Below are 13,558 nucleotides of genomic sequence, written 5' to 3' on the forward strand. Positions count from 1 at the left end.
GAGTACGAGACCGTCTACTACGCTACAAACACAGCCCCATCAGAGGCTGCGCACCAGTAACCGGTGTGCATCAAACCCGGGGCGGTTCACGGTCGATCCGTGACATCGAGGGGGTGGCACGTCGACTCGAGGACGCGAGGACTGGCTGAGCCGGTATTGACCGGTTGCCCCTCGCGCCTCACTCACACCTCAATGTACTGCTAGCGATACATATTTTTATGCCCTTCTTGGTGGGCTGACTTTCGTGTATCGCAGGTGACTACTTGGGGGTGCCGACACGACTTCCTGCCGATGATCCCGACCGTGCCCAGCAGTGGCAGCGTCGCCGCGCGTTGGTGGGGTCACGGATCCGCGCGTTGCGGCTGGAGCGGGGGTTGTCGCAGGAGAGTCTGGCGCTGGAGTCGGGGGTGGCGCGCAATCAGTTGATTCAGATGGAGCATGGCCGGCGTGGGGTGTTGATCGAGCGGGTGTATGACATTGCCGAGGCTCTCGGGGTGTCGGTGAACGAGATCGTGGTCGACGATCCGGCTGCTACCGCGCAGCGGTAGTCCAGTACGTATGTCAGGGTCCGCCGAGTTCGGCGAGTCGGTGCACCGCCGCGAGGACGTCTTTGCCGAAGTCGGTGCAGCGCAGCGGTTTCTGGGTGAGCAGGCGTGCGCGGAAGTCTTTTTCCAGGCGGGCGATGTGGTGGCCGGTGACGGCTACTCCCCTGCCGAGGTGTTTCCCGGCGTCGGTGAGCGTGGTGAACTGGGTGATCACGGCGAAGCGTTGTAGCCGTTCCCAGCCGCCGTGGCCGACGAGGGCCGGGATGAGGATGGCCGGGATCTTTGGGTTGTCGCGGAGTTCGGCGTCGGTGTGTCGGGCCACGGTGCGTACCGGCATTCCGAGCGTGGCGGCTTGGGCGGCTACCGCTCCGCAGCGGATTTGGAGTTCTCGCGCGAGGTCTGCACACGAGCGTTGGCGGACGATGTATTCGGTGTAGAGCCAGTCGGGGTCGACCGGCTCAGTGGGCCGTGGCCCGGACGGCCGCAGGGGAATCGTGTAGTCGTGCATCAATCGAGAGAGGGTGCGTTTGCTGAACCCGGTCAGGGCGGCGATGTCGGCGAGGCTGCGTTGTTCCTGGCTGTACAGGGCGACGAGGCGTTCCCGCGGCAGCGCTTCGGCGGCTTGCTGATACACCCTGCCGGGCCGCCGGGCGCCGATGCGCGGGGCACGCGGGCGCGGGGGCAGCGCCGGGGCGGGATGCTGTTCGAGTGCATAGCGAATGAGGTCGCCGCTGACTCCTAACTGCTGGCTGGTGGCGGCGATGGTGCGGCGGTCAACCCGGATTAGTCGGTGTAGCTCCGCGATCTCGATATCGCCGAGCTCGACACCGGGTAACGATAGGCCGGCGACGATATTCGTCGGGGGTTCCCACACCACCGGCTCGTCCTGAATGCCTTGGGTTGCAAGGAACCTCGTTGCGTGACGGTGTAGGGCGCGGCTGAGCTGCGGGGTGAGGCGGCCCGGGAATTCCCTGAGCTCGGTGTCGGGGCCGTCCAGGCCGGTGCGGGGTTTGGTGGTGCCGCGGAGCTGGTGCTGCAGGTAGCTGCGTGGGTGGGCTGCCGAGCATCTTTGGTGGCTGAGGCTTCCGCAGATGCGGTCCCACTCGTCTTGGGCGAGCAGGCCGCGGTAGTCCAGGCGCCGTCGCCGCGCGTAGTCGATGGGTGCACTCTCCTCGCTGAGGTAGTCCGATAGGGCAGCGAGGGCGTCGCGGATCGCGGGCCAGTGCGGCGATTCTTTGAGCCGCCACAGCAGGTAGATGGCGTTGAGGCGGGCCAGCTCGCCGCCGAGATGCGCGGTGGCCTCGGCGATGTCCAGGTCGCTGCCGACCAGCAGCACTGCGGCAGCCAGCGCCACCCGCGAGCTGGAATGGGCCAACGCCGGCGGGCTCAGCCGCAACGCCCAGCCCGTCCACAATGCTGTGGGCAGCGCCCGAACCAGCTGCTGCTGCCGCTGCGTGTCGGTGGCGTGCAGCCTTGGGAAGGCACTGCCGAGGCGGCACTGCAACTGCGCAGCGGGGCTCAGGCGGTCACCGAGTGCGGTGAAATGCAGGGCCTGAAGCACCGGGCTCGCCGACGGCCCGGCCGGCAGGTCGAGATAGGTCCATTGATGCAGCACGTAGCGGCTGACCTCTTCAGGCAGCGCTGCCAGCGGCGCCGCGGCCGACCCGAAGTCGGGCCTGCTGAGCACGGTGACGGCCGCGGTGATCGCCGCGGCGCACGTCAGGACCGACGATGACATCTGCGCGTTGGCCGCCTGCCGCTGGTGTCGATATTGTGCGGCCAACTCGGCGGGCAGCAGGTCCTCGAGGTAGCGACCGGCGGTGGCCGACAGGATGCCGCGGCCAAGGATGCGGATATCGGCCAGCACGTCCCGAACTGGCATCGGATGCTGCGCGTAGAGCCCGAACTGGCCATTCTCGGCGGCGACCAGGTCGAGGAGCACCTGTTGGGCGAGCAGTGTCGGATGATCAGCCTCCAGCATGGTGACTGGGGTGTCGGCCAGGTCGGCGTCGCAGCGGAGCCGGTTTCTGCCGGCAGCCGTGGGGCTGGGGTGAGCACAGTGCACTGGACGCGGTGGGGCGGCGTTGAGGGGTTGGGGCGCGCGTTGGCGCCGGCCGCAGCGCGGGCAGTGTTCGGCCAGCAGGCATCGATGCTGCAGGCAGGCGAAGCTCCACATCAATCGCCACTGCAGCAGCCACGTTCCCCCGCTCGCGCCGAGGCAGTGCGGACAGAACCGCCACCCGCCGTGGTGGCGCGGCGTGGTTGCGGTCAGATCCGCTGTCGCTTCCTGTGCCCAGGACACGTTCGCTAGGTAGTGCGCCAAGGTCATCGCGTGCACCTGTGTCGGTGTGAGTCCTGTTGCGGCGGCGATCCGTTGCGCGTCGTCCTCGCTTACCGTGGCAGCGGTGACGCGGGTGCGCAGATCGGCAACGGTGTCTAGGCCCATGTGGTGGTACAGCGCGTTGAGTGACGTGTTGTGGCGCACCGCGATGGCGTGTAACCAGGAATCCAGCGCCTCCCCCGCCGCCGGTGCTGTGGTCAGGGGTAGCGCGCGGACGGTGGTCATGGCGGGTTGGGCGTGGTGCGTAGCCGGGTGGTTTTCTTGCCGGTGCGAAACGCGGCGTGTAGTTCACGGCGGCCGAGCTCGGCGGCGCTGTCGATGCGGCAGGACTCGAGGAGCTCGGCGGTGAGTTTCTCGGTGCCGGTGCGCATGGCTTTCTGGCAGGCCAATCGGATCAGCGCCATCAACGAGCCGATGTGGCCGGTGCTGCGCACGAACAACTGATCAGAGAGGTCATCGGCGAGCATGCCCGGATACTTCTGAGTCAGGAGCAGCCGTTGTTCGAGGGTGAGCAGTAAATCCCGCCAGCGCTGTCGTTGCTTTTCGGTGCCGACCATGAACGGTGACATGTCCACCGGCGTGGTGCAGCGCAGCAGCTGTTCCATTTCGTGATCGCGGTAGGCGTTGCAGTCATCGAGTAGCGCGTTGCGCTCGTGCAGGCCGATCCCGATGAGCAACACCGTCAGGGGGAACTCGTTGGCGATGTATTTGAACTGGTTACTCAGATCGGTCATGCGTTCCCGGCGACCGCGCAAGAAGTGCAGGTCATCGATGATGAGTAGCCTTGTCTCACAGGAGGACACATCATCGAGCGCGTGCCGCAGCAGTTGTTGGGCGCTGGCCCGCTGCCCTCCCGGGTGGGCGTAGAAGTCGCATATTGCCGCGTTGAACTCGCGGGTGCCCGTGGAGGCGGTCATACCGATCCGGCACACCGGCCACCTTTCATCTCCGGCGCGTGTCGTTGTCCCGTAACGCTCGATATGTCTGCGGTGCAGGCGTTTCCCGAACACCCGCGAGACGGTGCTCTTACCCAGACCGGGCAGTCCGCTGAGCGCAATCATCGGTTTGGTGTCCTCACCGGTCTGGCAGTTGCAGGCCACGAAGTCTTCGAGTTGCTCCAGCACGGATTGGCATTCAGCGGTCATCACCGTGCCCATTTGGGCGTGCCAGCGGCGGCGCTGATCGTTGTAATCCTCGCTGGCAGCCGCACCCAGATGACGTAGTTGTTTGTGGGACAGCGCTTCCGGCCGGTCCAGGGTCGGTGCGTCAACCATGTCGCGCCACCCCTCCTTGCGGGCCAGGGTGAGATTATCCAGATACTCGCGAGGGTTTCTGACGTCCGATTTGCCCCGCGGCGCCCTGGCAGGTCGCCGCTTCGGTGTTGAGGACTTCGGTGAGGTCATTCCACCTCCAGCACACCGTCGTAGAAGCTGCCCTGCTCCAGCGGCGGCTCGTCGGCGTCATCGAGGTCGCCGGGTTCCTCGTCGAGGTCATCAACGAACGCATCAGCGCCGGCGTCGTGGGCCCGCTCGCGAGGTTCGCGATCCAGTGCTGTAGCGACCGAGCTCAATTCGGCGCTGTCCGGTGGCGGGTTGAGATCACCGATGAGGCTGGACTGCTCGCGGGCCACCCGCAGTGCCCGGCGACGCTCGGCCATCGAGTTCGCGACGCTGAGTTTGCGGCGTTCCAGGAAGCTAGTGATGGCCAGCGGGTCATCGACATACCGGTTCTGGGCTTTGGCCAAGGTGCGCTCGAAACGCAAGATTTCCTCGCTCATCGGGGCGTCAAGCATGTCGGCGTGCTCCCATACCAACGGATGCCAGTGGCGGGTGCGGTCATCGCGGAAATACACTTTGGTGATGTCGTCGACGTTGTAGGCGATCGGCCACTTCTGGTTCGGATACGGGCTTTTCTCCTTCGCGCGTCCGGCGACGATGTCTCCTTTGTAGCGGCGCCCTCCCACGTCGATGCCATAGTGCTGGATGACGCGCCACACCACCGGCAGAAACTCGTAGGCGAGATCCGGATCGCGCGGCACCTCCAGATAGCCGGCGCGCGCCACCCCGTGGGCGAACATCTCCGCCGGGGTCATCGTCAGCTTCGGCACCCCCAGCCCGGACAGACTGTCGTGGGCGCTGTGGTGATAGATGACGGCGATCCACTCCCGGATGATGGCTTCCAGCTCATCGAGGTAGAACCAGGCATCCTGTTCCGGTGACACCCCGCGCGCGAAAATGTCCTGCCCCTTATAGCCGGGCAGCTCCTGCAGCAGACCCACGCGCAGCGTGGAGAAGAACCGCTCCACCGGCCCCTTATCGCGGGGTTGGCGCAACCGGGCCGGCTGGATTGAGATCCCCAACCGCTGACACACGCTGTTGAGGTGCGCGCTGACATAGATTTTGCCGTGATCGACGACCAACGTCTCGGGAACGACCGCCGGGGTCGCCGCCGGCACACTGCCCGGGTCGAGAGCGTCCTGTTCGACGAGCACCGAGCGCGGGATCCCGCGTGGGGGCCACATCGCTTCGGCCGGCCAGTCCCGCCCCGCCGGTTGCGGCCGAAACGTCTCGTACAACACCGCGGCCGCATCAATGGATTTCGTCGACACCGGGGTCAGCCGCAACCCGGTGACGCAGCGGCTGTACCAGTCCATCGCGACCGTCAGCTCGGCGTTCACCCACGTCAGCGTGTAGGGATCCATCGCGAACACATCCAGGCGAGTGGTGTCCATCAGCAGGTACTCCCCCGGCCGCATCGGATGCAGCTTGCCGTACACCTCGTTCGATCGGGAAGCGATGTCGCGGTTGCGTTTCGTGCTCTGCTTAAACAGCGGCCGCTGGTCCTCGAGCCGGGCCAGGATCCGATACGCCGTGCGCTGCGACGGCACCTTCACCACACCGGCGCCGAACCGCGCGTCCAGACGCGCACGGGTACGTCGAATCACCAAGTCCTCGTTGGGCTTCGACAGATCCGTGTACTCGCTCATCACCTCCAGGGCCGTCTGCTGCCACCGCGGATCCTGCCGCCCACCCATGCCAGGCTGCACCGCCCGCTGCGAGATCAATCCCGCTTCCCCGTGCGCCTGGTACTGCGCAACCCACCGCTCGACCGTGCGGGACTGCACACCCAACTCGGCCGCCTTGGCGGCATAACGTTCCATCACCGGCAGCTCGGACCGGTACGCAGTGCGCGGTTCATACGGCAGCGCGGTCTCCTGGCATCCGGAGCGGTAACCTGTCAACACTTCTCGCACGTGGGCCGCCCGTTCCAGCGCTTGTTTCCGGGCGGCCGCGGAGACCGCAGACAATGTCACCGCCGCGACCTCGCCGGGATCATCGGAAGCGGGTCCTTCATCAGAGCTGAGCACCCGAGCGCGATCAGACATCAGCAATTCACTCATGGATAATCGACGAATCACGTTGCCGCGCAGACCCCTCGACAACACTTCCAGGGACGAAGCCGTCACGTGCATCTCGACGATCTCTAACGCTTCGCCTTCGTAGATGATGCGCGACCCCACACCCACGGGCACCGCGGCATTCGTCATCGCCGTACCTCCAAGACACTCGAGGGCCGCAGCGGTGTTGCGAGGTCGACCACGATCTCTTGTTTCCACAGCAGATGCATCAGAGCATTGCGCATCCGCAAAGACGGACCTGTCGCAGCGACTCGACGCTCAGCATCGTCCAGACGCAGCCCGCCCAAACCGTCCATCGCACAACGAATGCGGTCGAGTGATCGCTGATCGACATATTGCTCTCGGCGATAACCGGCAAGAAAACGAACGTTCCCGAGCAGGATGGGTGGCTGCTCGCTCAACACCCGATACTCCCACCCCAGCGCCTCGAGCACTTCACGCGTCCACTCGCACAGCATCTGAATCTTCGGGTTCTCGGCAAGTCGCTGCGCGCGCACCACATCCACGACGGTGAGTCCGACCCCACTCCCCCACAGAAAATCTGGAATGTGGCGTCGCAGCCGACCGTTCACTACCGCACTCAGCCGGAACGGCTGCGCCACAACGCGGGTAACCGCCGGATCGAAATCCGCCAATAACAGCGAGGAAAGCTCCAAACGCGACTCGTAGATAACGTGGTCGCGTTCAGTAGCGGCCCAATACTTTCCGGAGTAATGACGCTGACCCTGATAGAAACGAAAAGTACGCCAAGGAACCGCCTCCAAGAGGACCGTATCCGAGACCTGACTCGCGGAGCGGACGTCGGCCTCACCGCTGCCCATCCGGTGCTCGATCACAGCCGTGGCCAAATCGACCTCGACACCGCCAGTCACGTCGGACATCCACAAGTAGGCCCGTGCAATGCAATCCCGCGTCCCGCCCGACCCGGTGCTTCCGCGAACAGCCAAGTGGCACAGAAAGAATCGCGCAGCAAGCCCATGCGTCGCCGACGCCACGCCGATTTAGGCCGAAGGGCTTCCACCAACGGCCAACTGACCGTAGGGATCGAGAAGCGCTCTACCGGTACCACACCTAAGCAACTCCACCCAGCTTGTGATGTCCTCTGAGCATGTGCCTGCCCAGGACCAGAAGCAATAGGCTGGCCACGGAGAATTGATAGTCCACCGCGCCGCGATCGCTCTGGCGCAGTTTTACCCGTGCACACGGGTCGTCCGCGCCGTACTGCCGTGTCTCGACCGGCTACTCAGGCTCTACCAAGCAATGATCAGACCTTTTGCCATCCGACATGTCGAATTCGACATCGTTCGACATTTCATATGGCAATTCGACACGGAGAATGGCAACCTACACCCAACCCCTCATTGCACTAACAGCATTCGTCTATCCCTCCCCACCCCTGTGCCGGGTGGGGAGGGATAGACGGCCCGGTGGCCATTAGCCAGAAGTGAGCACCTTGGCTAGCTAGAGCGCAGTCAGTAGACCGCGCGCCGCCACGACCTCGGAGTCATCCCCCGCGCGGGCAAGCACAGCCTCGGTAGCCGAATCCACACACAGAGTCAGGTGCGCACGATGGCGCGTCATCGTCACGCACATCCTGCCCGCGTCCAACGCGAACGGCTCAGCGCTGCGGTATCCCGCCATCGGATGCAGGGCCACCACTGCTGGCCGCTCCATGCCCTGCAACGCATTGACCGTACCCACCAACACCTCTGGAAGATCGGAAAGCAACGCCCGAACAGCACCGGCCTGCGCGACATGGGGAACCGCCACGGCGATATCACCCTCCGACAACGCCATCCGCTCCCCACCGCACCGGTATTCGAACGTCATCAACTCCCGCACCCGATCCACCAGTGTAGCCAGCAGCGCCGGATCAGTCGGGCCATGTCTGGTCTTGACGCGCCGACACTCCAACTCCGGCAACACGGTCCCGTCACTGGCGACCACCGACTCGTCTGGCCGCCGCGAGGTGAAGGGCATCTGCGGGTAGAAGTGCTCCGATACCAGGGCGCATGTCTGCGGCCCCAGCCGCCACGAGTTCGTCAGCCGATGCACACTGATCGCATCACCATGGGCGGCCAACAACGCAGCCGGGGCAGGCTGGTGCGGTCCACTCAACTGGCCGTCCCAGCGCGCCGTCGAGCCGGTCACCACCGGGTCGACCTGGCCGGGATCACCCACGCACACAACCTGCCGCGCAAGCGCCCCCAGCGCCCCGACATCGGAATACGTTGCCTGCCAGGCCTCGTCCACCAAAAGGATGTCTCCCCCGACCAGAGCCGGATCGACGTAAAGCAACCGGGCGGTCGTCCCGATCAGAATCTGCCCACCTGTCGAGCGGTCCCACCGCACCTGGTGTCCAGCCACGGTGCGCACCCCCTCAACCGCTCGCCCCGCCCGCTGCCCACCACTCTTGACGATGAGTGCGGCACGGTCACTGACCGCCGTGATCCGCCGCCCCAACTCACTGGCCTGCTCACGCGTCTGGGCAGCCACCAACACCCGCAATCCAACCCGATGGGCCAGCGCACCGGCCAACAAAGCGATCAGCCGACTCTTACCCGAACCTGGACAAGCTGGCACGCAGATGCCTGCCTCTCCACTCCACGCGGCCATCAGCACCCGCGCCAGCATCGGAGAGTTCAACAGTTCACGCCCCGGCCATTCCTGCTGCACCACACCAGGTTTCTCAGCAGCAGCGGGTGGGCGTGCCTTTTCGCGCGAATCAGCCGGCACCGCACCAGCGCGCGCACCCACAAACGACTCAGGCAGTCGACGCATCGCCACCCTCCCCTCTCAAGTCCTCATCATCGGCAGCGGCGATCATCACGGCCAGCGGCACCGCACGGCGCGCGCTCGTAGGTGTCGTGCCCTGCGACAGCCACGAGAACCGACGCCGGTACAACCGGGCCACCGCCGCACGCCTTGACCGGATGGTCGACGGCGACGGCGGGGCAGGGATCACTGTCACCCGCTCTGCGGCCACCGGACGATACCCCGATTTCCGTAGCCCCCCGATGGTCACTGCCAACGCCCCGCCGACCACCTCCGTGGCCAACACGTCCCCTCCGAAGCGGTCCCCGACACCGGGCGTCGCCGCCATCGGCTCACCCGGCCAACCGATTACAGCGGCACCGGGGCGCAACCGGGTATCGAGCCGATCAGCGCGCACCGTGACGCGTCCCGCCTGCGGCCCCACCCCGACCACGACCTCGCCGCGACAGACGAACCCGCCATGAACGCCCCGCGCACGCCACAGCGGGTCACCCAATAACGCCGCCTCGAACAGATCGGTCGCATCGCAGCGGCTCGCCAGCCGCGCCGCCGCCACATGCAGTGTCTCGACGCGATCCCAGCTACGCCCAGCATTCAACGTCTCCTGCACCTTCCCCAGATGCCAGTCGTCGTCCTCGCGGATCTGTTCCAACCCCGCGAGCAGGTCTCCACCGGTCACCGCCCGGTGCCACACGTGCAGTCCAGCCACACCGGTCGGGACCGCCAGCGCTGCCCGCCACCGGCCCGCATGATCAGCACCGGGCACCACTCCAAGCATGAACCGCTGCCGAGACACGCCCAGTACGTCGGTCACTGCCGAGGTGCCGGGATGGGCGGCACGTTCGGCCCACCACCCGGCCAGCGCCGAACCCGCTGCCACCTCCGCACTGGCCAATGCTGGGTCAGCGTGACGAGCCGCCAGCCCGCCCAGCACACGCAACGTGGCAGCAGAGTCGACCACTGCAGTCGCCCCGCCGCCCAGATCACCGCCCGCGCAACCGCTCGCTCGTGCCACCGCCGCGAGCCCCTCGGGACCGTAGCCGCTGTATCGGTGCCCATCAGACCCCACCGCCTGCACATGCACCACCGATCCGCGCCGCCGAACGCCCACAGCGACCCGCGTCTCCCGCATCGGTGCCGGATTGTGCAACAGCCGGGGCACCGGAACCCCGGCATCACGAGCAGCCACCCGCACCGCCAGGTCGAACAACACCGCACTCACCCCGCACCACCACAGCCAGAGTCTCTTGTTGCACGCCCCCGCCGCGCAGCGGCGAATCCATCGGCTAGAGCCAGCGTCGCTGGATCGTCACCGCCACGCTCGGTGACCTGTCGAACGCTGCCCTGATCCCAGCCCGTACCAGCGAGCACCGCATCCACCCACTGCCCGAAATCGCCCACACCCCGCTCAGTCATGCCGCGACCCGCACTGTTTTGGCCCACGCGGGCGCGGTGTCACTGGCGTGCGCCCCAATCAGGGCCACGACCAACGGCACCGGCAAACTCTTTGCGGGCCAAGGCGTCCCGCCATCGGTCATGCACACAATGACGTTGGCGGCTGGCCGAGCCGCCAGAGCCGCATCAATCCCGACCCGCAGATCGGTCCCTCCGCCGCCGGTCAACTCGACCTCGCTGATCGAGCGGACCTGCCGTGCCGTCGTGGCCTTGGCATCGCAGCACAGCACCCGCACCGTGGCCGTCGTGCGCCGCAACACCGCCCGCGTCTCCGACAGCGCCGCCGCCAGGTCAGCCGACCCCATCGACCCCGACGTGTCGATCACCAGATCAACCGCGATCTTCGGAGCCCGCAACGTCGGCAGCAGTACACCGCCAGGTGCGCGCCGGTTGGGTCGACGCCACGAGTGGTGTACCTGACCCTGCTGATCCTCGACGGCTCGGCGCACCGCCGCGCGCAGCACTTTGGGCCACGGCACCACCGCAGGAGCCAGCTGCGCGTCGGCCCACCGGGTCAGGCCCGCTGGCATCGTGCCCCGACCTGACCCGCCAATCTGAGACTCGCGCAGCACCGCCCGAGCGACGGCCACCTTCACCAGCTCAGCGGCAGCACCAGACAATCCCGCACCGTTGCCGAGGTCCGCAGCAGCGGGCAGTTCCCCGGCCACCGCACGATCCCCGGCCCCGGACCCGCAACCCTCACCAACCTCCCCGTCGCCGCCATCCGTGTTGATCGCCTTCGGCGGCGACCCCTCGGGCACCAGGTGCTGGTAATACACCTCGGCGGCGTGGCCGTCCTCGCAGCCGATCCCCTGCGGCGTGACAGCCCCCTCCGGCAGGCCCACACCCGCCGCGATCAGGTCGTCGTTGATCTCAGCGTCAGCCGCGTAGTTCCACATGGTCCGGTCCACCAGCGGATCAACTGCCTCGGCACGGTCGCTGTGGTCGCGCAGCAAGTGCCCGATTTCATGCAGCAACACGGCCCCGGCGACCGGTATCGACCACCCCTCATCGGTGCCCAACAGCACCGGATCGATGTACACGCGCCAATGTCGGTCCACTGCAAATGTCTTCAGCCCCGGCGCAGCAACCGGCGAGAGTGCGAACAGCGCCCGCGCGAAGTAGGGCATCGCCTCGACAGCCACCATGCGCGCCAGCCGAAACCGCCGCCATTCCTCGGCGCTGAGCGCCCGCACCTCGCTCACGCGGCGCTCCCGGCATCCAAGCCAGCGGCGATCATGACATCGCGAAACCGCCGCGCCGACGCCGGAGGGCGAGCACCGGCAGGCATCGCCACGCTCAGATCACGTGCCGCCGCCCCCGCCACGTCCGGTGCACCGTGGGTCGCGGCCGCGACCAACGGACCCCACGCGGTGTTCCATGCGTCTCTGGTGCCCTTGGCCGCAGCCCAGGCCACCACACCGGACAACACCGCCCACACCTGGTCCGGACGCGCCGAACCCCACGCAACGATGCTGGGATCTGCGATCACCTCCGCGACAGCAGGCAAATCCATGCTGGCACGCCATTCCAGGAACTCACTGCCCGCACCGTCACCAACCAAACCGAGCGCAACCGTGCTGATCGCCGCCAGGTCGTCACGGCGCAGGTGCGCAAGCACCCTCGCCATCGCCTCCCAGGACCGCCGCGACGGCCACGCCCGCCCAGCAGCTTCATCGGTGTCGGGATAGCAGTGCAGCTGCCCAGGGCGCGCCTCGATGTAAGCGCACACCGCCCCCACTTCCTCGGCCTTGCGCAGGGGATCAGCGGCAACCGCACGCGACGCGGGCAGCGACGAGAACGCCGAACGCATACCGGTCAGCCATTCCTCGGCAGTCGGCGCGAAATCCACGTGCAGGAAACGATTTGCCATCGGTGGCGTCAGGTCGACGCCCCCAGCACTGCGATCCGGCGGATTGGCCGCAGCAACAATACGCACCTCATCAGGCAACTTCGTGCGCCCCACCACACGCTCCAACGCCACCGTCAGCATCGCCGCCTGCACCGAAGGAGAACAAGTGGATATCTCATCGAGCAACAGATACCCGCCGTTGGCGTCAACCAAAGTCTTGGCCCAGTCAGGCATCGCCAACGTCTGAACCGCACCATCGGTGACGACCGGCCATCCCGCGATATCGACAGGCTCGCGCTGAGACCCGATCACCGTTTCCACTGGCACGCCGTCAGCAGCGGCCAACGCTCTGACAACCGAGGACTTCCCAGTGCCGGGGTCGCTCCACAGCAGCACCGGAACATGTGCCCGCGCCGCCGCATCGATCACTGTGACAGTCGTGTCAAGATCACTCATAGCAGAGTCCCTCCGAGTGGAATCCTGGGCCAGCCCAACGCGTGCCCAACTACCTGCATACTACCTGGCATCTCCGACATAAACGGCCCGCGCTGCAACCACTTTCGCAGCACACCGCAGTTCCGGCGGCGGTCCTAGAGGATGCCGCGCACCTCGCAGTAGTGGTCATACTCCGACCGTGACACAGCCGCATCCCAGTCAACGCCGAGTGCATCGCACAGGTGGCGCAAATCCCCCAGCAGGTCTGTCAACGCCACCCCAATATCCTCATTTAGCTTCGCACCACCGAGATGCTGCGCGTAAGCCACCAGGCCACGCGCAGCCCACCCGGCACGGATATCGTTGTCGCGCTTCGGGTCACAATCAAGACTATCCAACAGTGACCGCTTCGGCTGACCCGCAATCAACACCGCCAACGACTCCACCGACTCGGCAGGCACACTGCCCGCATTGAACAGCGGCCCATCACCAGTACCGGCATACAGATGCATCAGCGTTCGCCCCTCCCTGGGCTGCTAGGCTCGCCCCAACGGCGTGCCTTCACAACGGGTATCCTACTGCGCTACACCGACATTCATAGGTACGCAGCGCGCGCACCCTCTCACTGCAACGAGCGGTGCCCAACCAACAACACGACGACGACGACGACACGGCGAATCCGACTGAAGGGGCCGATCACTCCCCACCCCTGTGCCGGGTGGGGAGTGATCGGCAGG

At 66.2% G+C, this 13,558-nt stretch carries 10 protein-coding genes; 1 reads left to right on the plus strand and 9 read right to left on the minus strand.

The features are described from left to right. The first annotated feature begins 269 nt into the window (after positions 1–269). Complete coding sequence (locus MSZK_RS14180) at positions 270–548, plus strand: helix-turn-helix domain-containing protein (protein WP_011767802.1); 279 nt, start codon at positions 270–272, stop codon at positions 546–548. Between the two features lie 13 nt (positions 549–561). On the opposite strand, the gene MSZK_RS14185 is transcribed toward MSZK_RS14180, so the two are convergent. The 9 genes from MSZK_RS14185 to MSZK_RS14230 all read right to left on the minus strand — a co-directional run bounded on the left by MSZK_RS14185 (position 562) and on the right by MSZK_RS14230 (position 13,333). After that, complete coding sequence (locus tag MSZK_RS14185; protein WP_011767801.1) at positions 562–3,111, minus strand: TniQ family protein; 2,550 nt, start codon at positions 3,109–3,111, stop codon at positions 562–564. After that, positions 3,108–4,289 (minus strand): ATP-binding protein, encoded by a 1,182-nt coding sequence (locus MSZK_RS14190; RefSeq protein WP_011767800.1) that lies wholly within the window; start codon positions 4,287–4,289, stop codon positions 3,108–3,110. The genes MSZK_RS14185 and MSZK_RS14190 overlap by 4 nt, the downstream gene beginning before the upstream one ends. Further along, positions 4,286–6,433: a helix-turn-helix domain-containing protein gene (locus tag MSZK_RS14195; protein WP_011767799.1), complete on the minus strand. Its 2,148-nt coding sequence runs from the start codon at positions 6,431–6,433 to the stop codon at positions 4,286–4,288. The genes MSZK_RS14190 and MSZK_RS14195 overlap by 4 nt, the downstream gene beginning before the upstream one ends. Beyond that, complete coding sequence (locus MSZK_RS14200) at positions 6,430–7,185, minus strand: TnsA-like heteromeric transposase endonuclease subunit (RefSeq protein ID WP_233211303.1); 756 nt, start codon at positions 7,183–7,185, stop codon at positions 6,430–6,432. Before MSZK_RS14200 ends, MSZK_RS14195 begins: the two co-directional genes overlap by 4 nt. Positions 7,186–7,765: 580 nt before the next feature. Further along, positions 7,766–9,085, minus strand: coding sequence for an AAA family ATPase (locus MSZK_RS14205; protein WP_011896153.1), 1,320 nt, complete (start codon positions 9,083–9,085; stop codon positions 7,766–7,768). After that, positions 9,069–10,301, minus strand: coding sequence for a hypothetical protein (locus tag MSZK_RS14210; RefSeq protein ID WP_041801098.1), 1,233 nt, complete (start codon positions 10,299–10,301; stop codon positions 9,069–9,071). The genes MSZK_RS14205 and MSZK_RS14210 overlap by 17 nt, the downstream gene beginning before the upstream one ends. A gap of 190 nt (positions 10,302–10,491) precedes the next feature. Beyond that, positions 10,492–11,739 carry a VWA-like domain-containing protein gene (locus tag MSZK_RS14220; protein WP_011896155.1) on the minus strand — a complete coding sequence of 416 codons (1,248 nt, stop codon included), beginning with the start codon at positions 11,737–11,739 and terminating at the stop codon, positions 10,492–10,494. Beyond that, positions 11,736–12,842: an AAA family ATPase gene (locus MSZK_RS14225; RefSeq protein WP_011896156.1), complete on the minus strand. Its 1,107-nt coding sequence runs from the start codon at positions 12,840–12,842 to the stop codon at positions 11,736–11,738. Before MSZK_RS14225 ends, MSZK_RS14220 begins: the two co-directional genes overlap by 4 nt. 134 nt (positions 12,843–12,976) lie before the next feature. Further along, positions 12,977–13,333: a hypothetical protein gene (locus tag MSZK_RS14230; RefSeq protein WP_011896157.1), complete on the minus strand. Its 357-nt coding sequence runs from the start codon at positions 13,331–13,333 to the stop codon at positions 12,977–12,979. Positions 13,334–13,558: the final 225 nt, after the last annotated feature.

Source organism: Mycobacterium sp. shizuoka-1 (assembly GCF_002723835.1).
Taxonomy (GTDB): domain Bacteria; phylum Actinomycetota; class Actinomycetes; order Mycobacteriales; family Mycobacteriaceae; genus Mycobacterium.